18 protein-coding genes are annotated in these 21244 nt (G+C 71.8%); 8 read left to right on the forward strand and 10 right to left on the reverse strand.

What is annotated here, in order from left to right; genetic code table 11:
- Positions 1-107 precede the first annotated feature (107 nt).
- Entirely contained in the window at positions 108-587 is a 480-nt protein-coding gene (locus RJT50_RS02135) for a universal stress protein (protein WP_313693642.1), read from the forward strand.
- A 100-nt stretch (positions 588-687) separates the two neighbouring features.
- On the opposite strand, the gene RJT50_RS02140 is transcribed toward RJT50_RS02135, so the two are convergent.
- Together RJT50_RS02140 and RJT50_RS02145 are read right to left on the reverse strand one after the other, a co-directional pair.
- On the reverse strand, positions 688-1062 hold the full coding sequence (locus tag RJT50_RS02140) for a DUF7522 family protein (protein ID WP_313693645.1): 375 nt from the start codon (positions 1060-1062) through the stop codon (positions 688-690).
- Between the two features lie 76 nt (positions 1063-1138).
- Positions 1139-1318: a DUF7470 family protein gene (locus tag RJT50_RS02145; RefSeq protein WP_313693646.1), complete on the reverse strand. Its 180-nt coding sequence runs from the start codon at positions 1316-1318 to the stop codon at positions 1139-1141.
- Between the two features lie 100 nt (positions 1319-1418).
- Here RJT50_RS02145 and eif1A point away from each other — a divergent pair, with 100 nt between their 5' ends.
- Positions 1419-1709, forward strand: a complete 291-nt coding sequence (eif1A, locus tag RJT50_RS02150; protein WP_313693649.1) for a translation initiation factor eIF-1A — start codon at positions 1419-1421, stop codon at positions 1707-1709.
- Between the two features lie 88 nt (positions 1710-1797).
- On the opposite strand, the gene RJT50_RS02155 is transcribed toward eif1A, so the two are convergent.
- Positions 1798-2202 carry an SHOCT domain-containing protein gene (locus tag RJT50_RS02155; protein ID WP_313693652.1) on the reverse strand — a complete coding sequence of 135 codons (405 nt, stop codon included), beginning with the start codon at positions 2200-2202 and terminating at the stop codon, positions 1798-1800.
- A gap of 149 nt (positions 2203-2351) precedes the next feature.
- On the opposite strand from RJT50_RS02155, the gene rio1 reads away from it, so the two are divergent.
- The 4 genes from rio1 to RJT50_RS02175 all read left to right on the forward strand — a co-directional run bounded on the left by rio1 (position 2352) and on the right by RJT50_RS02175 (position 6623).
- Positions 2352-3224, forward strand: a complete 873-nt coding sequence (gene rio1, locus RJT50_RS02160; RefSeq protein WP_313693655.1) for a serine/threonine-protein kinase Rio1 — start codon at positions 2352-2354, stop codon at positions 3222-3224.
- Between the two features lie 150 nt (positions 3225-3374).
- The gene (locus RJT50_RS02165) at positions 3375-4709 is read left to right on the forward strand and encodes an MFS transporter (RefSeq protein WP_313693657.1); all 1335 of its coding nucleotides are present in this window, start codon (positions 3375-3377) and stop codon (positions 4707-4709) included.
- 118 nt (positions 4710-4827) lie between these two features.
- Positions 4828-5388, forward strand: coding sequence for a KH domain-containing protein (locus RJT50_RS02170; protein ID WP_313693660.1), 561 nt, complete (start codon positions 4828-4830; stop codon positions 5386-5388).
- A gap of 875 nt (positions 5389-6263) precedes the next feature.
- Positions 6264-6623 carry a rhodanese-like domain-containing protein gene (locus tag RJT50_RS02175; RefSeq protein WP_313693661.1) on the forward strand — a complete coding sequence of 120 codons (360 nt, stop codon included), beginning with the start codon at positions 6264-6266 and terminating at the stop codon, positions 6621-6623.
- A gap of 34 nt (positions 6624-6657) precedes the next feature.
- On the opposite strand, the gene RJT50_RS02180 is transcribed toward RJT50_RS02175, so the two are convergent.
- The 5 genes from RJT50_RS02180 to RJT50_RS02200 all read right to left on the reverse strand — a co-directional run bounded on the left by RJT50_RS02180 (position 6658) and on the right by RJT50_RS02200 (position 14358).
- Positions 6658-8841, reverse strand: coding sequence for a hypothetical protein (locus tag RJT50_RS02180; protein ID WP_313693662.1), 2184 nt, complete (start codon positions 8839-8841; stop codon positions 6658-6660).
- A 177-nt stretch (positions 8842-9018) separates the two neighbouring features.
- On the reverse strand, positions 9019-9312 hold the full coding sequence (gene yciH, locus RJT50_RS02185) for a stress response translation initiation inhibitor YciH (protein ID WP_313693663.1): 294 nt from the start codon (positions 9310-9312) through the stop codon (positions 9019-9021).
- Positions 9313-9479: 167 nt separating this feature from the next.
- Positions 9480-11771: a transglutaminase TgpA family protein gene (locus RJT50_RS02190; protein WP_313693665.1), complete on the reverse strand. Its 2292-nt coding sequence runs from the start codon at positions 11769-11771 to the stop codon at positions 9480-9482.
- Positions 11772-12225: 454 nt separating this feature from the next.
- Entirely contained in the window at positions 12226-13290 is a 1065-nt protein-coding gene (locus RJT50_RS02195) for a DUF58 domain-containing protein (protein WP_313693668.1), read from the reverse strand.
- A gap of 108 nt (positions 13291-13398) precedes the next feature.
- Entirely contained in the window at positions 13399-14358 is a 960-nt protein-coding gene (locus tag RJT50_RS02200; RefSeq protein WP_313693671.1) for an AAA family ATPase, read from the reverse strand.
- Positions 14359-14941: 583 nt separating this feature from the next.
- Between RJT50_RS02200 and RJT50_RS02205 the strand changes: the two genes are divergently transcribed.
- Positions 14942-17134, forward strand: coding sequence for a hypothetical protein (locus RJT50_RS02205; RefSeq protein ID WP_313693673.1), 2193 nt, complete (start codon positions 14942-14944; stop codon positions 17132-17134).
- 425 nt (positions 17135-17559) lie between these two features.
- Here RJT50_RS02205 and RJT50_RS02210 read toward each other — a convergent pair whose 3' ends face one another.
- Together RJT50_RS02210 and RJT50_RS02215 are read right to left on the reverse strand one after the other, a co-directional pair.
- Positions 17560-18729, reverse strand: coding sequence for a nicotinate phosphoribosyltransferase (locus RJT50_RS02210; RefSeq protein ID WP_313693675.1), 1170 nt, complete (start codon positions 18727-18729; stop codon positions 17560-17562).
- 130 nt (positions 18730-18859) lie between these two features.
- Positions 18860-20500: an Hvo_1808 family surface protein gene (locus RJT50_RS02215; RefSeq protein WP_313693677.1), complete on the reverse strand. Its 1641-nt coding sequence runs from the start codon at positions 20498-20500 to the stop codon at positions 18860-18862.
- 88 nt (positions 20501-20588) lie between these two features.
- Between RJT50_RS02215 and RJT50_RS02220 the strand changes: the two genes are divergently transcribed.
- Positions 20589-21173: a cysteine hydrolase family protein gene (locus RJT50_RS02220; RefSeq protein ID WP_313693678.1), complete on the forward strand. Its 585-nt coding sequence runs from the start codon at positions 20589-20591 to the stop codon at positions 21171-21173.
- Positions 21174-21244: the final 71 nt, after the last annotated feature.

Below are 21244 nucleotides of genomic sequence, written 5' to 3' on the forward strand. Positions count from 1 at the left end.
GTTAGATTCAAAAAACAGTTAACTATGCGGGGCCTGTATTGAATATCCAACGGAGAAGATCGGCCGAAGCACACGTTCGGCCGAAACCACCGACAGCACGATCACCCATGACCGCGACCGCACACGCCCACCCGACGCCCGACGCGACCGCCGCACAGTCGTTCGACCGCATCCTCGTCCCCGTCGCCGACGCCGCCGACGCCGAGTCGCTCGCGGACACGGCGCTGTCGCTGGCGGCCGCACACGGCGCGACGGTCCACGCGCTCTCGGTCGTCGACATCGACGCGGGCGGTGGCCACTGGGACGTCGTCGTGGAACGCCACGAGGCCGCGGCCACCGGCGGGGTCGACGCGGTGGCCGAGCGCGCGGCCGCCCTCGGGGTCGAGACGGTCAAGCACGTCCGCTACGGCGACCCCGACGGCACCATCGCCGACTACGCCGCCGACCACGGCGCCGACCTCATCGTGATGGGCGCGCGCGACCGTTCGGGGCTCTCGCGGTTCCTCTCGGCCGGCAGCGTCACGCCGCGGGTGCAGCGTCGCTCCTCGGTGCCCGTGCTCACGGTTCCGGAGTCCGGCGCGGAGTAAGCGTCGCGCGGAGTAGTCGCGCAGCGACGGCGGCGGACGCGGTTCGAGGGGGTGTCGACCGGCCTGGTTCTTCGGCGGGGGGCAGCGTTCCGCGTGGAGGCTACGAGTCGTCCTCGCCGAGGTGGGAGACGTCGGTCGCGGCGTCGACGATGTCGAGCAGGGGGAACTGGGGTTCGCGGTCGAACGAGACGAAGACGCCGCTGTACCGGGAGGACGGGAAGAGGAAGACGATCAACTCCGTGAAGAGGAATAGCTGGCAGTCGAGGTCGCCGAACTCGCCGACCGACTTGAAGTCCTCGGCCGACACCTGGTTTGCCATCATGCTCTGATAGGCCCGGTCGAAGTCCATCCGGGTGTACTCGTCCTCGAGGTCCTCCCGGACGTACTCGACCTCGTAATCGATCGATTCGAGGGTCGCCACGACCCGTAGCTGTCCGCCCGCGACGTCCTTGAACGCCTCCACCAGGCTGGACATCTGTCCGCTTACATAACGGTCGCGGATGACAAAAGACCGGCGGTGAACGCGGTTTCGAGCCGCTCTCGCGGGGCGATCACGCGAAGCCGAACTGCCGCATCAACCCGCTCGCGAGCCCTTTCACGACCAGCCCGGTTCCGACGATCACCAGCGCGATCCCGGCCGCGACGACGGGGTCCGCGTAGGCGACGAGGCCGATCCCGCCGACCACCAGCAGTACGCCGAGGAGTCCGACCGTGCCGAGTTTCTCGAGCATGCTCCGGCGTCTCTCTCCCGGGGCCTAAACCGTCGCGGTCCGGCGTGGGGGCGAAATCCCGGCGAATTTAAACCTCGGCCGACAGAAGCTCCGTCTAGCCATGAGCGACGACGACTCCGGCGGTCGCAAGAACCTCCGGATGCCCGATGACGACGAGGTGTTCGCCGAGGTGACGAACATGCTCGGAGCCAATCGCGTGAAAGTCCGCTGTGCCGACGGCACCGAGCGGACCGCACGTATCCCCGGCCGGATGCAGAAACGCATCTGGATCCGGGAGGGCGACATCGTGCTCGTGGAGCCGTGGGACTGGCAGGACGAGAAGGCCGACGTGGCGTGGCGCTACGAGAAGGCGGAAGCCGACCAGCTGCGCGAGGAAGGCCACATCAAGTAGCCCGGTTTCGACGGCACACCGGCGGTTCCGGCTCGACGGACTCCCTCCGTAGCTGATCGAGTTGCCGATTCTCCACTCCCGTCCAGTCTCACTCGACGGCGCGCTCGCGCTCCGCCGACGCGGATTCGACCGCTTCGGTTTCGAGCAGATCGTCGAGCCGCCGCTGGAACGCTTCCTGCCCGAGTTCGCCCTCCGCGTACCGCCGTCGGAGCGTTTCGATCGGCGTCTCGGCCCCGTCGTCGGGGTCCCCTTCGATTGGTGCCCCCGCCGTGGGTGCCGCGTTCGCCTGCCGAACGAGGCCCCGCGTCAACTGGCCGGCGATCCCGAACGACGCGGCGATGACCGCGAGATACAGCAGTGCCACCGCCAGGACCGGGGTCCCCTCGAGGAGGCCGAACGCCAGCACCCAGAGCCCGACCGCGGACGCGAGCACGGCGACGCCGACGCGGACGGAGGGGCTGTCCGGCACGTACCGGTGAACCAGCTCGTACATCGGTTCCGACGTCTCGACACCGCCACAAAAGCGTCGGGGGAACCGGGACCCCGCCGTCCGTTCCCGGTCGCGGACTCGACCGTCGCCGCCTCCGGGTCACCGCGAACGACCTGCGGGGCTTTTCACGCCGGGCGACGTAGCCGGGTGCAATGACAGGGGAGTTCGGGCTCGTCGATCCCGAGGAGGCCGAGGTGCCGGGCGACGAGTGGGAGTCGCTCGACGTCTCGGACGACGAGGCCGACCGCATCGCCCGGCGGCAGGACGACGAGTTCGACGAGTTCCGGATCAGGGTCAAGGACACCGAGCAGTTCAAGATCGAGGCGTCGGTGTTCGACGACGCGACGCTCGCGGCCGTCTACAAGCTCGTCCAGGACGGCCACATCGGCGCGTTCGGCGGCCCCATCTCGACCGGGAAGGAGGCGAACGTGTACGAGGCGCTCGGGGACGACGGGGAGGAACTCGCGGTGAAGGTGTACCGCATCGGCACCTCGAACTTCCGGCACATGCGCGAGTACCTGGAGGGCGACCCACGCTTCGAGGGCATCGGCTCGGACAAGAAGAAGGTCGTGCTCGCGTGGGTGCGAAAGGAGTTCGCCAACCTCCGCCGCGCGAAGGCCGCGGGCGTCCGCGTTCCCGACCCCATCGCCGTCCAGCGGAACGTGCTCGTGATGGACCTGGTCGGTCACGCCGACGACCGGGCGCGCCGGCTCTCGGAGGTCGACGTGGAGAACCCCGAGACGGCCTACGAGGTCGTCCGCGAGTACATGCGCCGGCTCTACTCGGCCGGCCTCGTTCACGGCGACCTCTCGGAGTACAACATGATCATCCACGAGGGCGAACTCGTCGTCATCGACCTCGGGCAGGCGGTGACGGTCCACCACCCGAACGCGCGCGAGTTCCTCGAACGCGACTGCGAGAACGTCGCCGCCTTCTTCTCCCGGCAGGGGATGGCCGTCACGGGCGCGGAACTGCAGGAGTACGTCACCGCGCCCGAGCCGGAGCCGTCGGCGGATCTGGAGTGAGTTCGACGGCGGCGTGACCGCTCGACCCACCGACCCAGAGACGGAACGGCCGTTCGACCCGTCCGCTCGACAGAACGAGCCTTCTGCTCGCCCGCCGACAGAAGTGTCATTCTGCGAGTACATTTCTGCCCCCGTCCCCATCGGACGGACATGCGATCGCTCCTCGGCAACGTCGCCTTCCGGCGGCTGTTCGTGGGTCGGCTGGTGACGAACGCGGGCGACAGCCTCTACGCGGTGGCGGCGATGTGGCTCGTGTTCGAGCTCACCGGGTCGACGTTCTACACCGGCCTCGCGGGCGCGCTGACGATGGGCCCGCAGGCGCTCCAGGCGTTCGTCGGCCCGCTGGTGGACCGCTGGCCGCTCCGTCGCCTCCTCGTCGGCATCCAGGTGACACAGGCGGTCGTCGTCCTCGTGGTGCCCGCGGCGTGGCTGCTGGGCGTCCGCTCGGTCGAACTCGTGCTCGTCGTCGTCCCGGCGCTCTCGATGCTGAACCAGTTCGTCTACCCGGCCCAGAGCGCCGCGCTGCCCCGCATCGTCGACGACGACGAACTCGCGGACGCCAACGCCGCGTTCTCGTTCGCCTACCAGGGCGCCGACCTCGTGTTCAACGCACTCGCCGGGGCGCTCATCGCGCTGTTCGGCGCGGTGGCGCTGTACGCGATCGACTCGCTGACGTTCCTCGTCGCGGCGGTGCTGTTCGCCGGCGTCGTCGTCCCGGCGGCGGGGGCGGGCGATACGGCGACCCACGGTGCCGAGGAGGCACCGTCGGCAGGCGATGCCGGGGATGCTGTGGGCGACGATCCGGCCGCGGGTCCGGCCGAGACCGACGGCGGCGAGTCGGACGGCTCCGACCGCGGCGAACCGGACGGCTACCTCGACCGCCTGCGCGGGGGCGCGGCGTTCGTGCGCGGGACGCCGCTCGTCTGGCTGCTCGGGGCCGGCGTGCTCACGAACGGCCTGCTCGGCGTCTCGACCGCGGTGCTGCCGGCGTTCGCCGATACGATGGGCGGCGCGGGCGCCTACGGCGCCATCCGGGCGGCGACGGCCGAGGGCCTGCTCGTCGGCGCGCTCCTCGGGTCGAAGCTGGACCACGTCGGGTTCGCGCGGCTGTTCGTGCCCGGCTTCCTGCTCTCGGCGGCGGGCTGGTTCGCCGCCCTGTTCGCGCCGACGCTGCCGCTCACGGCGCTCTGTTTCGCGCTCGCGCTGCTGCCCGTCGGCGCGACGAACGTCCTCGTCTCGACGCTGATCCAGCGGATGGTGCCCGACGACTTCCTCGGCCGCGTGAGCGCCATCCTCGGCTCCGCGTCGGTCGCGGTGATGCCCATCGGCTCGCTCCTCGGGGGGACGCTCGGCGAGACGGTCGGCGTGTGGGAGACGATGGCCGCCGGCGGCTTCGGGCTGCTCTGGATCGCGGTGTACGTCGCCGCGGTCCCGACGCTCCGGCGGCTCCCGCCGGTGTCCGAGGCGCGAACCATCGCGGCGTGAGGCGGCGTCGGGAGGCTCGACTCGGTGACGACTAACGCCCGTCCCCGAGATCCGACCGGCGACCGGACCGTCGGACGCCGAAGGAACTCTTAAACACGTCCGGCCGGAATTCCGGAGTATGAGCACCCAACACGTCAAGGTACCGCAGGACCGCATCGGCGCGGTCATCGGCGAGGGTGGCGAGACGATGCGCGAGATCGAGTCGGAGGCGGAGGTGCGCCTCGACATCGACTCGGAGTCGGGTTCGGTCGCCATCGACGCCGTCGGCGACCCCGTCACGGCGATGGTGGCCCCGGACGTCGTCCGCGCCATCGGCCGCGGCTTCACCCCCGAGTCGGCGCTCTCGCTGCTCGAGCACGACCTCCGCCGGTTCGACCTCGTCGACCTGGCGGCGGAGACCCGCAACAAGAACGACCTCCAGCGACAGAAGGGCCGGCTCATCGGCGAGAACGGCCGGACGCGGCAGCTGATGGAGGAACTGTCGGGCGCGGAGGTCGTCATCAGGGGCTCGACGCTCGGCGTCATCGGCCAGCCGGAGGAGGTCGAGGCGGTGCGGCGCGCGACCGGGATGATCCTCGACGGCGCGCCCCACGGCGCGGTGTACTCGTTCCTGGAGCGCCGGCACAACGAGATCCACGGCGTTCCCGACCTGTCGCCCGAACCCGAGGAGTCGCGCTGATCGAGATGCGTTCTCTTGGGGCTGGTGGCAAACGGTGACTGTTCGGGTGTGAGTTACGCGGTATCTGGATGAGGAAACGGACAGCAGGGACTGCTAGCTCACCTGAAACCGCACGGCACCGCACCTCACCCTCCCTTACCTCGGAGCACGCTCCTCGGAACTCACCCTCGCTCCGCTCGCGTGAGCAGCCTCCTGCGATGCTCGCTCGTAGGCTCGCTGCGCGTCTCGTTCCTCGCGCGCGTCGACTCACACAGGGGGGTTCGCGTCACGCGCGCCGACCGCAATAGGCTGGTCGATCCACGTGGCGCGCGGCGGCCGCGCTTGCGCGGCCGCTCGTGCGAGGGACGAGCACCGCAGGCCGAAGCTCTCGTGAGCGACGCAGGAGCGAACGAGAGCACGCGGGTCGAGCGAAGCGAGTCCCGCGAAGGCCGAGGAGCGCAGGAGGCTGGGGAGGGTGAGGCGCGGTGCCGTGCGGTGGGTGGGACTGAAAGGGGCCGCGGCGGTCGGCGACGGCGCGACTGACAAGCACCACAGCGCGACCGCAGGGAGCGCGAGGAGCGCAGCAGTCGCACCGAGCCGAGCGTCGCGGGGGCTTTCGAGGCGGTTGACGAGATAACCGAACGGATGCCGGAAACGACAGCAGCGGGAGCTTTCGAGGCGGCCGAAGCGACAGCCAAACCACCGCAGAAGCCGACAGCAGCGGGGGCTTTCGAGGAAGTCGTCACGAAACCCGAGATCATCCCTATCGCGTCAGGTGGAACGGAAATCGCCACGAAGCCTTCCGCTCATGTCGCCGATCGAAACGCCCGCTCGTGCTCCCACGAGGACGAATCATCGCCGACGTGCTTTTCCACCCCCGCCGACTCGTACCGGTCATGGACGGCGAATGCTCCCCGACGGACGTCGAGGGGTTCCTCGACGCGGACGAGGACGTCCGCGTTGTCGACATCAGGAACCCGCAGGCGTTCGCGGGGGGACACATCCCCGGCTCGGAGAACGTCCCGTTCCAGCAACTGCCCGACCGCGTCGAGGCGTTGACCGATGCCGACCGCATCGTCACCGTCTGTCCCCACGGCAAGGCGAGCGTGCAGGCCGCCAAGCTCATCGGCTCCTACGAGGGCACCGCCGACGCGACCGTCCTCAGCATGGCCGGCGGGCTCACCGCCTGGGACGGCGACCTCGACGCCGACGCCCCCGAGCGGGAGGCTGACGAGGGGCCCGAGCCCCCGTTCTGAGCCAGTCGTCGCCACGGCCGCCACTTCTCCCGGGTCAGTCGCCCGCCGAGCGTCCCCACAGGAGCACCGACAGCAGCGACAGCACTCCCAGCGCGACCCAGGCGGTCACCGCCCCGAACCCGGGCGTCGTCACGGTCGTTCCCGCGCCCGCGTCGCGCTCGACCGTCACGGAAACGTCCCGGTCGCCGACCGACACGCGGCGGGTGCCCGGCTCGGAGAGGGTGACGGGGACCGAGACCACCGTCGTCTCGTTCGGGGCCAACTCGACCGTCGTCGTCGCCACGCGTTCGTGGTCCACGACGACCGACAGGTCGCCCGCGGCCGGCACCGCCGCGTCGTTTCGCACGACTGCGGCGACGCGGATTCGCCCGTCCGGCGCGACCGTCGTCCGGTTCACCTCGACGGACTCGACCGAGACGGTCGCCGGCTCGCGCACCTGAACCCGGTAGGTCCGGCCGGCGACCGACGCCGTGTACGTCCCCGGCTCCGGGAAGGTGTGTGAGAGCGCGAGCGTCGCCCGCTCGTCGGGGGCGAGCGTGCCGGTCCGTTCGGCGACCGGCTCGCCGTCGATTCGGAGGGTGAGCCGGTACTCGCCCGGCGACCCGCCGGCGTTCTCCGCGACCGTCCGCAGCGTCAGCGTCTCGCCCGTCGCCAGCGCCAGCGGCGGGTGCTGGGTCCCGTTCCGGGACGGCCCCTCGACCGTGGCCGTCCCGGGCGGCGTGAACGTGACGCGAGCAGGCGGCGTCCCGAAGGCGGCCTCGTGAGCCGGACGCGACCACATCTCCGGGACCGCGTCCGTTCGCGTGTAGCGCTCCGTCGCGTCGGCGGTCGAGTCGCCCGCCAGGTCGGCGACGGTCGCCCGGACCGTCCCGTCCGTCACCGGGTCCCCGCGGGCGTTCAGCCGGGACAGGACCGAGGCGAACGTCGCGCTGCCGTTCGTCGCCAGGCGGATCCGTCGGTCGAGTTCGCCCGTCACGAGCGCGCCCTTCACGTACTGGCCCCCGACACGGGGGCCGGACTCCCACGTCGCGGGCTCGGCGAGCACCGCGTCGGCGTACGGGTCGCGCTCGCCGCGGGCCAGGTCGGCGGCGAAGTCGCCGAAGTCGATCCGGTCCTGCCGGAGCGCGAGCAGCGCGGCGTAGTAGTCGGCGCTCCCCTCGACGAGCCAGCGGCTCGACCGCGTCGGCTGGAACGCCTGTCTCGTGTGGACGTACTCGTGGAGCCAGGGGCTGTCGGGCGTGTCCAGCCGCTCCCCGGCGCGCACCCAGACGTCCGCGTCGCCGGTCTGTAGCCCCCGGACCGCCCAGTCGGGGTCCCCGGGGCCGGCGGGCGCGGCGACGAGGAAGACGGACTGGTCGCGGTCGCCGATCCGGAGCGTTCCGGACGCACCGGCGAGCGCGTCGAGCACGGCCGCCGGGCGCTCGGCCGGCTCGGCGGCTTCGGGGACGACGAGCCGGAACGTCTGCCCGTTCGCCCGCCGCGTGTGAACCTCGTGTGGGCCGAGGAACGCGATCCGCTCGCCGATCGCGCCCTCGCCGGCGACGCCCGTCGTCCGGTCGAGGGAGAACTGGTCGCCGCTGTAGCGCCAGTGGACAGACGGGCTCGGCGTCCGGACGAGCGCCCACGGCCCGGCGTCGACGAACAGGTACTGCTCGCCCGGCGCGCTCGCGAACTCGGCCGCAGGGGCGTCGCTCCCGCGGTCCGTGTCTCGGGCCGTTCGGAACCGCGCCGTCGGCGAGAACTGGCCGGCCCCGGCGGTCCGGTTCGCCGGGGCGCGGTAGGTGACCGTCGGCGACGCCGTCTCGCCGTCCCACTCGAACTCGTTGGGCCCCGAGCCGGTCCGGAAACCGGACGTCGAGACGACGCGGGCCTCGGGCGCGAGCGTCGTCCGGAGCGAGTCGACCCGGTCCGGAACGGCGAACCGGAGTACGACGGTGATCTCGCCGGGAACGTCCGGCGTCAGCAGGAGCGTCGAGCGGAGCCGGAACTCGGCCCGGGCCGACGCGTCGGTTCCGCGGTCGGAGCCGGTCCGCGTCGAGTCGGTTTCGTTTGATCCCGCGACGACGGAGTCGGCCCCGATTGACCCGGTCTCGATGGGGTCGCCCTCGACGGAGTCGGTTCCGATGGGATCGACGCCGGCGGTCGCCGGAGCGGCGGTCGCCGGGACGAGGGCGGCGAGAACGAGCAGGGCGACGAGCGCCAGGGTCCGCGGACGCATTCACGGTCCGTTGGCGCGCCGGCCGGAAATACGGTTCGCACCCGTTTCGGCTCCGCTCCCGGCCCGACGGCGGCTGACCGGAAACGGACCATCGGCTGACCGGAAACGGACCGGCGGCTGGCGGGGATCGAACCGGCCGAAAAACGGGCGCTCGACGGGCGGGTACTCAGGTACCGGTCACGCGACGTTGAACCCCTTCTCGCGGAGGAAATCCTCGACGCGACCGCTGTGGTTCCCCTGCAGTTCGATGGAGTGGTCCTCCACCGTGCCGCCGCAGGCGAACTTGGACTTCAGGTCGCTCGAGAGCGAACTCATGTCCACGTCGCTGGGGTCGAACCCTTCGATGACCGTTACCTCCTTGCCGTACCTGCGCTCGTCGATGCGGATGGTGATCTCCTGGGACTCCTTGGCGACGTCCTCGCAGACGCAGAGTTCCTCAGGCAACCCGCACGTCGAGCATACCTCGGACATTTCCAGACGGACCTACAGGACCACCATATTAAACAGTGTCGGGTAGGGCGGTTCCGGGCGCGTGGGCCCCCGACTCCACCGGTTTCGGGACCGGCGCTCGGCGGTGGCGCGGCGGGTCACGCGAGGGGGGCAGGCGCGGTGCGGTCGGAACGACCGGGGCGACCCGTTCAGCCCGCGAACCGGCGGAGGACGGGCGCGTGTCGGCGCACGAGCGAGTCCGCCGCGTCGACCGCCTCGGCGGCCTCACCGTCGCTCACGCCCGAGCCGTAGCGGGCGCGCTCGTAGGCCTCGCCGACGGCACGCACGCGGTCGTCGAACCCGTGTGCGGCGAGCACGTCGAGGTAGGTCCGGGCCGTCTCGCCGGGGCGACGCTCCCGGTAGGCGAGCGCGCCGAGGTGTTCGAGCCGGCGGAACGCCCGGACCGCGTCGGCGTCGGGCTCCCGCCGCGGCTGGTAGACGAGCCAGAGGGCACGGTACGCCCGCCGGGAGAGCCCCGTCCGCCGGGCGCCCGCGACGAGTCCGACAAGCAGCACCGCGCCGACGACGGCGTCCTCGGGGGTGGGCGTCCAGCCGCCCTCGTCACTCTCGCCCCCGACGCCGGCGGCCGTGCCGTTGGCCGCGCCGGCCAGGCCGCCGCCGAAGGGCGTCTGGAACGTCGCGTTCGCGCCCGGCCCCTGGAACTCGCCGGGGTCGGGCGTCTGTCCGGGGAAGCCCGCGCCGGCGGTGCCGGTGTCGTTCGGCGTCGGATCCGGCGTCTCGTAGCTGCCGTTGGCAGAGCCCGCCGCGTCGACGCTCTCGTCGCCCTCCGCGCGGGCGGCCTCGACGCGCTGCGTCTCGGCCGAGTCGCGGGGGCCGCCGGGCGTCGGATCGAACCGGATCCAGCCCTGCTCGGGGAAGTACACCTCGACCCAGGCGTGCGAGTCGAGGCCGCGGACGACCCACTCGTCCTCGGCGACGCGCTGGCCCGGCGTGTAGCCGGTGACGAACCGGGCCGGGATGCCCTGGGTCCGGAGCATCACGACCATCGTCGTCGCGTAGTAGACGCAGTAGCCCGACTCCATCTCGAACAGGAACCGGTCGGCCGTATCACCCGAGGGCGGCGGCACGTCGAGCGAGTACTCCCTGTTTGATTCGAGGTAGCGCTCGATCGCGACGGCAGCGTCGTGGGGGTTGCTCGCGTCCGCCTCCTCGATGACCGACCGGGTGCGTTCGCCGACACGGTCGGGCGTGCTGCCGGGAAGCTGGGTGTACCTGGCGGCGACGTCCTCGGGGTAGTCGGTGCCGGCGCGCCGGAGCTGGCCCTCGGTCGCCTGGGGCACCTCGCTGTTGACGACGTAGGTGTCGTTCTCCAGCAGCGTCGTGCCCGGGCGGAGCCCGTCGTGTTCGGTCACCTGCGTCGTGTCCGACACGGGGCCCTCCACGGAGACGGGTTTCCACGCGGCCGGCATCGCGTCGAGCGATCCCCTCGCGGTCACCTCCTGTCGCATCGAAACCGTCTCGCCGGGCGGCTGGGAGAGCCGGCTGGTGCTGTACGGGCTGGCGTCGCCGGTCCGCACCCAGCCCTGCCCGGTGTAGCGGTCGTAGGAGCCGACGCGCCAGTACGCCGAGCGATCCGACTCGACGACGAAGCGCACGTCCGGGGAGAGCTCGATGCTGCCGAGGACGGCCACGCGGTCGGTGTTGGCGACGAGGCTCGACTCGACGGTCGGGTTGCCGCCGCCCGGGAGGACGGGGTTGCTCGCGCTGCCGGGGACGACCGTGACGACCGACGTGAGCACGACCATCGCGGCGACGATGACCGTCACCGTGTCGAGCTGTGCGAGGATGCCGCGCTTGCCCGCGGCGGCCAGCCCGGTGAACCCGAGCGCGACCGTGACGCCGACCGCGCAGGCGATCGCCGCCGCCGGCCCCGCGTCGCCCGTGAGGACGAAGAACGCGGTCGTGAGGCCGGCGACGGTCGCGGCCCACACGTAGCGCCCGCGGGCCGTGAGATACCACGCGAGGAACGTCGGGACCGGCGCGAGCAGCAGCGCCCAGGTGCCGACGCTGAGCAGGCGGAGCACCGACAGGCCGGTGAGCAGCGCGAGCACGTCGGCGACGATCCGCGAGGCGGTGAACAGCGCCCGCGCGCTCTCGGGAACCGAGTAGAAGTACGCCACCAGCGCCAGGGCGAACCCGGCCGCCGAGAGCGCGACCGCGGTCCGCTCGCGGAGGAACCCGGCGAACCAGGTGGCGAGCAGCGCCGTCGCAAGGAGTTCGAGCACCAGGAAGCCGACGCCGCCCACGACGTCGAGCACGTGGTAGAACACCGAGAGGTACGCGAGGACGGCGAGTGCGACGCCGAGCGCCGGCGCCCCCCTGAGCGCCCCGAGGGTGTCACGTCCGCCGCCGCCCCGCATGTACTCCGGCTTCGTCCCGTGTCCGGCCATGTCGCGCAGGCCGCCCGTGCCGCCGCTCATTCAGCGACACCTCCGTTCGACAACTCGGTGACTTCCGGCCGTGGTTCGGCACCCGACGTGAGGCATCCGGCGCGCGGCGGCCGCGCTTGCGCGGCCGCTCGTGCGAGGGACGAGCACCGCAGCGGGCGCGACCGAAGGGAGCGAACGCGAGGAGCACAGGAGGCTGGGGAGGGTGAGGTGCTGTGCGGTACGGTGGGTGGGACTGAAAGGGGCCGCGGCGGTCGGCGACGGCGCGACTGACAAGCACCACAGCGCGACCGCAGGGAGCGCGAGGAGCGCAGCAGTCGCACCGAGCCGAGCGTCGCGGGGGCTTTCGAGGCGGTTGACGAGATAACCGAACTAATGCCGGAAACGACAGCATCGGGGGCTTTCGAGGACCGCGCCACGCGACTGAACCAACCTCCGAACCGACCGTAGCGTCGCAGTCGAGAGACCAGCAACTCCCGACCGATCATCACGCCGCCACCTCCGACAAGCCGTCACGACCAGTCCCACGCGTCACGCCGTACGTCGGCCGATACGAGCCCACGAACTCCTCGAAGTCGACCGACTCGTCGCCGACGGCGACCGACACGCCGTCGGACTCGCCGTAGATCGTGACGTCGGCGTCCTCGGTCGTCACCCGGCCGGGGCCGACGAGCGCGAGGCGTTCGAGCAGGCGGACCTGGCTTCCGCGGTCCGGGCCGGCGGCGACGCTGCCGCCCGGCAGGTGGACCTCGACCGGGACGCCGTCCTCGACGAGCGCGAGCGCGATGCTGGCGACGGCCTCGGCCATCCGGTCTGCCGCGCCGGGCGAGCCCGACGCGCCGGCCGCCAGCGAGACGGCCTCCGTGTCCGCCTCGGCGGCGAACTCCTTCACGATGAGGTCCTCGCGCTTGGCGGTGGACTTCCAGTGGATGTCACGCAGCGAGTCGCCGTGGTCGTACTCGCGCAGGCGGTCGAACTCGCGGCGCTCCTCGTGGACGCCGGTCTCGTGGAGCGCGCGCAGGTCGCGCCGCGCCCAGCCGGCGATGGCGTGGACGCGCGGGTAGACGAGCACGTCGGCGGTGCCGGCGGTCGTCGCCTCCGTCTCGACGAGGCCGAGCAGGTCCCGGGCGGTGACGGTGGCCGGGCCGAGCGTGTGCTGGCCGCGCGTCTCGTATCGGAGCTCGTACTCGACGGGTGCGGTCCCGACGACCGTCTTGACGGTGGGCTCCTCGACGGCGAGGCCGTCGTCGACCTGCTCGCGCACCGTGCCGGCGAACGGACGCGAGAGGGCGGTGTCGGGACCCGGCCGCCGGCCGTCGGCGTCGCCGAAGAAGCAGCGGACGGTGCCCTCGTGGTCGACGTGGGCGTCCGGCGGGGTGTCCCGGGCGACCCGGGGCGGTTCGAACCGCCGGAGTTGCAGGTAGCCGGCAGCGAGCGCGACGACCCCGGGGATGACGACGGCGTTGAGCGCGCGGGGACCGAACAGCGCCGCCGAGAGGGCCGCGAGCGCGACGACCGCGACCACGACCCAGCCGCGGCGGGTCAGGTGCATGCGGCCCCCCGAGCGGCGTCGGCTGGCCAGGCAGCACCAGCTTGCCGGGCGGCATCGGGGTGCCAGGCGGCAGCGGCTGGCCGCCCCGTCGGTGTCGGCCCCATCGACTCACTCCACCGCGACGGCGTCCAGCGCGTCCCGGACCACGTCGGCGCCCGTCTCGCTTCCGGTCCGCGGGCGGATGCGGTGGGCGAACACGGAGGCGACCTCCGTCTGGACGTCGTCGGGGACGACGTAGTCACGGCCGTCGACGACCGCGCGGGCCTGGGCGGCGCGGACGAGGGCGATGCTGCCGCGGGGGCTGACGCCGAGCTGGGCGTTCTCGCGGGTGTAGTTCGCGAGCCCGGTGACGTACGCGCGGACGGGTTCGCTCACCTCGACCTCGCCGACCGTGTGGCGGGCGCTACGGAGTTCCTCCAGCGTCGCGACCGGATCGAGCGACCGGATGGGGTGTTCGCCGGCGGTCCTGGCGAGCAGCTCCGTCTCGTCGCCCTCGGTCGGGTAGCCGAGCCGCAGCTTCTTCATGAAGCGGTCGATCTCGGCGATCGGCAGTTCGTACGTCCGTCCCGGTTCGACGTCGTTCTGGGTGGCGATGACCGTGAAGGGGTCGGGCAGCTCCCGGGTGACGCCGTCGACGGTCACCTGTCGCTCCTCCATCGCCTCCAGCAGCGCCGACTGGGTCTTGGGCGGCGCGCGGTTGATCTCGTCGCCCAGCACGACGTTGGCGAACACCGGGCCGGGCTTGAACTCGAACTCGCTCGTCTTCTGGTTGAACACGTTCACCCCGGTCACGTCCGACGGGAGGAGGTCGGGGGTGAACTGCACGCGCCGGAACTCACAGTCCACCGAGCGTGCGAGCGCCCGGGCGAGCATCGTCTTCCCGACGCCCGGGACGTCCTCCAGCAGGAGGTGGCCGCGGGCGAGCAGGCCGACGAGGATGTGCTCGACGGCGGCGTCGTTGCCGACGATGACGCGCTGGACGTTGTCGGTCACCCGGTCCACGAACGCGGCGGCCTCGTCTGCGGGGAGCGACCTCGGCTCCTCGAGGTCGGCGTCGACGTCGCTCATTCGACGCCCGGACCCCCCTGAACCGCGAGCGGCTGGCTGTCGTTCACGTCCCCCGTGTCGGGCCGGCCGGAGGTAACTCTGCCGCCGATTCGCGGGGTGAACGGGCGGGCGATGGTGGTTAGCATCGGTGACGTCCTATTTCGGCTCCCCGATACCGCAGTGGCATACAGGTATTGTCGTAATCAGGACGCCAGTCCCGGGTCGAGTGTCTCGTCGGGAACTTCATCTCGTTCGACCGCCTCGAAGGCCCGTGACCCCTTTCAGCCCCACCCACCGCACAGCCACACGTCTCCATTACCTCGGAGCGAGCTCCTCGGAACGCACCCTCGCATCGCTCGCGTGAGCAGCCGATTCGATCACTCCACTCCCTCCGGTCGCTCCCCTCACTCATCCCTCGCGCGCCGGTGGCGGACACGGAGGCCCGCCAGCCGCGCGCCAACCGCACCCGCACGGCGTCCGACACCGTCAGCCCCGGAGCGGACGCGCGACGGACGGCCGTCAGACAGTTCGCAGTCGTGCGATTCTCGGGAGACACCTTTAGGTGCCTCCGGCGGGGAGACCCACTCGATTCACCGGGTGTGTCATGTCACAGGGAGCATACGGTCAGGGCTTCGTTGAACGGGTCGTCGAGGCGTGCGACCGGGTCGAGGCGGGGCTCGGGCCGGACGCCGCGGCCGAGTCGGTCGCCGCCGCGCTGTGCGAACACCTGTTCGCCGGGGTGCTGGGCTACGACGAGTCGCGCTACACGCGAAACCGCGCGGTCGCCCGGTTCCGGGACGACGCCGGCCACGTCGCGGCGACGCTCGCGGCCGTCGGACGGGGCGGCAGCGTCGACGCCGCGGCCGACGCCGCGTTCGCGGCGGCGGGCGGCGAGCCGTACGTGCAGTACGTCGTCGCCGCCAGCACCGACAGGCTCCTCGCCTACGAGCGCGTGTCGGAGGAGGACGCGGCGGACGACGCGGCCACCGAGACCCACCACGGCGTCACCGCAACGGTCCACACCGACGTCCCGCTCGACGAAGCCATCGCCGCCGGCCGCCGCGGCCGGCTCTCCCAGACGCTCCGCCCGGGCCAGCAGCTCGCGGTCGCCAAGCTGACCGCGCTCCGCCCCGACGAGCTCTCGGCCGCGGAACGCTACGAGGAGTTCGACGCGCCCGAGCGGCACTCGGTCGCCGAGGACGACGGGCTGGGCACGCTCGTCGGCACGCTCCGCGACTGCGTGACCGACGTGCTGCTCCCGGCCGTCGAGGAGGCGTTCACTGACGTCCGCGAGCGCACCGACGCCTACGAGGACCGCGAGGGGGCGCTCGAATCGGCCGTCGACTCGGCGCTGCGCGGCCCGGGCGACGACACCGCCGCGGCGCCCGCCCGCCTCCGCCTGCTCGACCACCGGCGCGGGGCCGACGGCCGGGCCGTCAGCGACCTCCGGGCCGTCTACGGCACCTGGGTCCGCGGCGCGGGCCGCACCGGCTTCACGCCCTCCGAGAACGAGCGCGCGTTCGTCCGCGTCGCCGCGTTCTCGCTGCTCGAGGAGGCGTTCCTCGTCCGCGTCGCCGAGGGGATGAGCCTCCGGGAGGAGACGCTGAGCGGCGACGCGGTCGAGCGGTTCGAGGCGTTCGCCGAGGAGTTCGGCGTCGAGCGCGACGCCGGCGACCTGCTTCTGGTCGCCCGCGAGTCGTTCTCGGAGCTGTACGACCGGCAGGCCCCGCCGCTTTGTGACTGGGCGCTCGACCACGAGGCCGTCGTGGAGGCGCTCTCGCGGGTCGTCTGGTACCTCGATCACTTCGCGTTCGACGTCGACGGCGGCCGCGCGGCTGCGGCGTACGACCGCCTGCTGAGCGTGCTCGACCTGCCCGAGATCGAGGCCGACGCGACCGACCCGCTCCCCGACGTGGCGCTCGACCGGACGGCGTTCCCTGCCGAGCCGGGCGCGCTGCTCGACCCGGCGGTCGGTGACGGGCGCTACCTCGTCGCGGCCGCGGCGCGACTGCGGGCGAGCGAGAGCGAGGAGTCGGACCCGCGAGAGCGACTGCGGACGGTTCGCGAGCGGCTCGTCGGCGCGACGGCGGACCCGCTCGCCTGTCGCGTGACCGAGACGCGCCTGCTGCTCCGCCTGCTGGACGACTACCGGGAGGCGCGCTGGGAGGAGGCCGGGTTCACGCTCGAGCCGCTACGGCTCCACCTGACGGACCCGCTCGTGCGCCCCGACGCGCAGACGACGCTGGGCGCGCCGGGCGAGGCGCGCGCGGCGGACCCGCTGGACAGCGAGGCGTTCGCGTACGTCGTGGGCGCGTTCCCCGCGCGGCTCCGGCGCGACGTGGCGGAGGGCCCCGCGGCGGAGGCGTACGCGGAGTACGACACCGCCTACTACACCTACGACACGTCGGCGCTGTACGTCGACCGGGCGGCCGACTGGCTCGCCGAGAACGGCACGCTCTCGGCGGTCGTCTCCGGGCGGTTCCGGGACACCAGATTCGGCGAGAAGCTGCGCGAGCGCCTCCCCCAGTGGTATCGCCTGGAGGAGGTACGCGAGGTGCCGGGCACGGCCGCGGGCCGGACGCCCGTCCTGCTCACGGCCCGGCGCTTCCGGAAGAACGAGCCGCTCGTCTCGGCCGCGGAGTACGAGCCGCCGACGTACTCCTTCGAGTACGCGGAGGGGCTCGACGCGGATTCGGTCGACGTGCCGGCGTCGCTTCTGGGCTCGGACGAGTGGGCGCTCGACGCCGCGCCGACGGTCGACGTGGACGCCGAGGCGGAGGGTAACACCGCGGATTAAATCGAACCGGCGTGTGGTGGTTTCTCGTGTGGCTCACCCGTTCTGACGTTACAGTGTGTCGGTCGGGAATCGGTAGTCGCCCGGCTGGTCGGGAGCAGGGGACGACTACTGCTGGCGGTGAGTAGGGCCACACCCACCCCAGCCGCCTGCGCTCCTCGCTCGCAGGCTCGCTCCGGTGCTCTCCCCTCGCGCGCGTCGACTCATCCCACGAAGGGGCTCGCGTCACGCGTTACCCGGGACCTCCGGTCCCGTGACGTCACCATCGCTCCGCTCGCGTGACCGCCGACCGCCAGCAGCCGCCGACCGCACGCCTGCTGCCGACGTGGCCGCCGGGTGACACTGGAGGGGCCACGGCATCGGTCGCAGTCACGTCCCGGGCGCGAACGCACGAGGGAGCGCGGAACCGACCGAACGAGCGAGGGCGGCTACTCGGGGTCCGCCCCGAAGCCGGTCGACTCCGCGTCCCGCAGCGCGCGTTCGGCAGCCTCGTCGATGGAGAACTCCCGGACGACCTCCCCGTCGCGGATCAGCGGCTCCAGCAGCGCCTCGCCGTCCTCCGGCCCCTCGCGCCCGCGCAACCCGACGTGGTGCCCGCCGTCGGCAGTCCGATACACCTCCTTCGCGCCCGAGAGCTTCCCCCGTTTGGCCGCCGGCTCGCCGTCGACCTCGACGATGTCCAGCGCGAAGTCCACCGGGTCGGCGTTGCTGACGTGTCCCCCGACGCCGAAGCCGTCGGCCACGTCGCGGAGTTCGCGGAGGTCGTCGGGACCCAGCCCGCCCGAGAGGAACACGTCCACGTCGCCGAGCGCGCGCGCGTCGAGTTCCCACTCGACCTCGCGGACGATGTGCCGGAAGTCGCCCCGGCGCGACCCGGTCGTGTCCAGGCGGACCCCCGAGAGGCGGTCGCCCAGTTCCTCCACCGCGCGGATGGTCTCGTCCTTCTCGTCGGAGTAGGTGTCACAGAGCGCGATGCGGGGCGTGTCCGCCGGAACGGCCTCGTCGAAGGCGCGCCAGGCGGCCTCCTGCTCCCCGCGTCCGAAGCAGATGAGCAGCGCGTGGGGCATCGTCCCCGACGCCTCGCGGCCGATGACCTCGCCGGCGGCAACGTGCGAGAAGCCGTCGAAGCCGCCCACGAGCGCGCTCCGCTCGACCATCGCCGCGACGCTCGGATGGACGTGGCGGGCACCGAACGAGAGCAGGTTCGCCCCGGGCGCGGCGCGCCGGCACTCCAGCGCGGCGGTGGCGACGCCGGAGGCGTGCGAGAGGAAGCCGAGCAGCGACGTCTCCGTCCGGGCGAACTCGAGGTAGTTCCCCTCGATTCGCAGCACCGGGCCGCCGTCGAACAGCGTCCCTTCGGGGAGCGCGTCCACGTCGACGTCGTGGCCCGCGAGCAGCGCGGCGGCGTCCTTCACGCCCGCGAGCAGTTCGAACTCGCCGTCCGGGAACTGGTCGGCGGTCACCTCGGCGACGACGCTGGGGTTCCGGTCGGCGTGGCGCAGCGTCTCCTCGGTCCGGGCGAAGTAGGCGTCGGTCGCGCGGCCCTCCCGGATGGCCGCGGACGTGACGACGTCGAAATCGGGCGCAGGGGCGTCCATTGCCGGTGGTTCGCCCGGACGCGGGAAAAAATCACGCTTCCCGGCCGCGCGACGGGACGCCGTTTTCGGTCGGTCCCGCCCGACCGGACGCTGCCGTTCGTCGGTCCCGCCGCGGGCGGACGGCGTCCGTTCAGTCCCGCCGGGCGAGCAGCCCCGCCACGCCGACCGCGATGACGGCGACGAGGAAGCCGAAGCCGGCCCCGGTCGTCTCGGTTTCCGTCGTGCTCCTGGGCATCTCGTCGTTCGAGCCCTCGTCGGTGCCCGCGCCTGTGTCCTCGTCGGTGGCCGACGTCGGCGTCGGGGTCGGCGTCGCCGTTCCGGTGTCGGGCGAGAGCGTCGGACGGATCTCCTCGACCGCGTCGACGCTCGGTCCGTTCACGACGACGACCTCCGTCCCGTTCTGGACGACGAGGAAGGCGTCCTCGAAGGGGCCGCCGGGCACGACGTAGTAGCCCTCTTCGGTCTCCTCGACGTCGTGTGCTTCGAGCATCCGGAGGTAGGCGTCGTGGAACTCGGTCGCGTCACGCTCGGTGTCCCAGGTGGTCTTCCAGACGTAGCCGTACTCGGCGCCCTCGCCCTCGCCGTTGCGGTAGGGGAACACCCGGTCGTTCGCCCAGCCGTCGGAGGGCGGCGCGTCGTAGTTGTACACGTCGTACTGACCGTCGGTGTCGAACAGCGTCTGCGGGTTGATCGTGTCGGCGCCGTACTGTCTGGCCTGGTACCAGAACATCGAGTAGATGGACGCCTCGCCGACGGTGTCAGAGCCGTTCTCGCCCTGGGCGGGGAACGTCTCCCAGCCGCCCCGCGCGGTGTCCTCGAACTCGATCGGCTGCGGTTCCTCGTCGGTGGCGTGGATGATCTGCTCGGAGGAGCGCGGCGGGTTCCGGAAGCGCTCGTCGAAGGCCGCCCAGCCGCCCTCCTCCACGACGTCGCTCACGTACACCGGGCCGTCCGAGTACGGGTTGAAGATGGTGAGCAGCACGCCCAGGTTGGGCTGGCCACCGCCGGCCGCGGGGCCACCGGGCGTCTCCACGCAGTCCCACTCCTCGCCGCAGCGCTGGGAGTAGCGCGCCTCGACGTAGTTCGCCTCGCCCTCGACGACGCCGTTGACGCCCAGATCACCGTCCTGTGTTCGTGCGCGGTAGGTCGCGTTCGTCAGGTCGTACCGCTGGTCCTGGAGCGCGTGGACCAGTTCGTGGATGAGCGTCGCGTTGCTCACCGTCGGCGACTCCGGCGTCGACGTGATGATCTTGATCTGGTCGTCCGCGGGCGAGTAGAAGCCCGCGACCGAGGAGCCGGACGTCTCGCTGAGCGCGGTCGCGGAGCTGGTGTCCTCGCCGACGATGAACAGCGACTCCCACACCTGGTCGTTCCAGCGGTTGAACTCCGGCCGGTCGGAGGCGTTCGCCGCCGTCCGGTTGCGGTAGTCCTGCCGGGAGATGATCTCGACGGGGACCGTGCCGTTGAACTCCGCCTCGCGGACGTACTCGACGCGCGCCATCGACCGCGCGACGAACGTCTCCAGTTCGGCGTCAGTCAGCCCGTCGGACTGGTTCACCTCGATGCTCTCGTTGTGCCAGATTCCGTCCTCCCACCCGATCGTGTCGTTCTCCGGGTCCGGCGGGGCGTCCGTCCCGGCGGCCGGCTGTGCGGCCCGCGCCTCGCCGGGCGCAGCCGCCGCTGCGGGCGCGACCGCCCCGACCAGCAGCAGCACGGCGAGTGCAATCGCACCGAACCGCCGAACTCGGGCCGGCGGGGAGGAACGTCGCATACGTCGGCATGGGACCCCGGGTAAAAGTACCTTGTCCGACCTTCTCGCCGGCCGAGCCCTTTTCGTCGTCCCCGCCCAGGACCCACGTATGTCGTCGCCCTCACCGTTCGATCCCGACGCGACCGCCGTCGTCGTGGTGGACATGCAGAACGGCTTCTGTCACCCCGACGGCAGCCTCCACGCCGAGCCGAGCGAGACGGCCATCGACCCCGTGTCGACGCTCGTCGAGCGTGCGAGCGACGCCGGCGCGCCGGTCGTCTACACCCGCGACGTCCACCCGCCGGAGCAGTTCGAGGACGCCCACTACTACGACGAGTTCGAACGCTGGGGTGAGCACGTCGTCGAGGGCTCGTGGGAGGCCGAACTGATCGACGACCTGCCGACCGACGAGGCCGCCCACGTCGTCGAGAAGCACACCTACGACGCCTTCTACCGGACGAACCTGGAGGGCTGGCTCGACACGCACGGGATCGAGGACCTGGTCATCTGCGGGACGCTCGCCAACGTCTGCGTCCTCCACACCGCGGGGTCGGCGGGGCTGCGCGACTATCGGCCGGTCGTGGTGTCGGACGCGCTCGGCTTCATCACCGAGGACCACCGGGACTACGCGGTCGAGCACGCCGACTGGCTGTTCGGGGAGACCGTCGAGCTGGGGGACGTTTCGTTCGACTGAACCTGATCGAGTTCTCCGTGGTTATTGGCTGATCTTTCGAGTGGCGGTGTGAGTGCGGCGTTCGTTTCGAA

This window comes from Halobaculum sp. XH14 (genome assembly GCF_032116555.1).
GTDB lineage: Archaea > Halobacteriota > Halobacteria > Halobacteriales > Haloferacaceae > Halorarum > Halorarum halobium.

Coding starts and splice junctions, on each gene's coding strand:
- RJT50_RS02170 (WP_313693660.1), top strand. CDS start 4,828: ATGAGCACCCAACACGTCAAGGTACCGCAGGACCGCATCGGCGCGGTC.
- RJT50_RS02180 (WP_313693662.1), bottom strand. CDS start 8,841: ATGCGTCCGCGGACCCTGGCGCTCGTCGCCCTGCTCGTTCTCGCCGCC.
- RJT50_RS02210 (WP_313693675.1), bottom strand. CDS start 18,729: ATGGACGCCCCTGCGCCCGATTTCGACGTCGTCACGTCCGCGGCCATC.
- RJT50_RS02195 (WP_313693668.1), bottom strand. CDS start 13,290: ATGCACCTGACCCGCCGCGGCTGGGTCGTGGTCGCGGTCGTCGCGCTC.
- RJT50_RS02135 (WP_313693642.1), top strand. CDS start 108: ATGACCGCGACCGCACACGCCCACCCGACGCCCGACGCGACCGCCGCA.
- RJT50_RS02165 (WP_313693657.1), top strand. CDS start 3,375: ATGCGATCGCTCCTCGGCAACGTCGCCTTCCGGCGGCTGTTCGTGGGT.
- RJT50_RS02205 (WP_313693673.1), top strand. CDS start 14,942: ATGTCACAGGGAGCATACGGTCAGGGCTTCGTTGAACGGGTCGTCGAG.
- RJT50_RS02190 (WP_313693665.1), bottom strand. CDS start 11,771: ATGAGCGGCGGCACGGGCGGCCTGCGCGACATGGCCGGACACGGGACG.
- RJT50_RS02175 (WP_313693661.1), top strand. CDS start 6,264: ATGGACGGCGAATGCTCCCCGACGGACGTCGAGGGGTTCCTCGACGCG.
- eif1A (WP_313693649.1), top strand. CDS start 1,419: ATGAGCGACGACGACTCCGGCGGTCGCAAGAACCTCCGGATGCCCGAT.
- RJT50_RS02220 (WP_313693678.1), top strand. CDS start 20,589: ATGTCGTCGCCCTCACCGTTCGATCCCGACGCGACCGCCGTCGTCGTG.
- RJT50_RS02215 (WP_313693677.1), bottom strand. CDS start 20,500: ATGCGACGTTCCTCCCCGCCGGCCCGAGTTCGGCGGTTCGGTGCGATT.
- RJT50_RS02200 (WP_313693671.1), bottom strand. CDS start 14,358: ATGAGCGACGTCGACGCCGACCTCGAGGAGCCGAGGTCGCTCCCCGCA.
- RJT50_RS02155 (WP_313693652.1), bottom strand. CDS start 2,202: ATGTACGAGCTGGTTCACCGGTACGTGCCGGACAGCCCCTCCGTCCGC.
- rio1 (WP_313693655.1), top strand. CDS start 2,352: ATGACAGGGGAGTTCGGGCTCGTCGATCCCGAGGAGGCCGAGGTGCCG.
- RJT50_RS02140 (WP_313693645.1), bottom strand. CDS start 1,062: ATGTCCAGCCTGGTGGAGGCGTTCAAGGACGTCGCGGGCGGACAGCTA.
- yciH (WP_313693663.1), bottom strand. CDS start 9,312: ATGTCCGAGGTATGCTCGACGTGCGGGTTGCCTGAGGAACTCTGCGTC.
- RJT50_RS02145 (WP_313693646.1), bottom strand. CDS start 1,318: ATGCTCGAGAAACTCGGCACGGTCGGACTCCTCGGCGTACTGCTGGTG.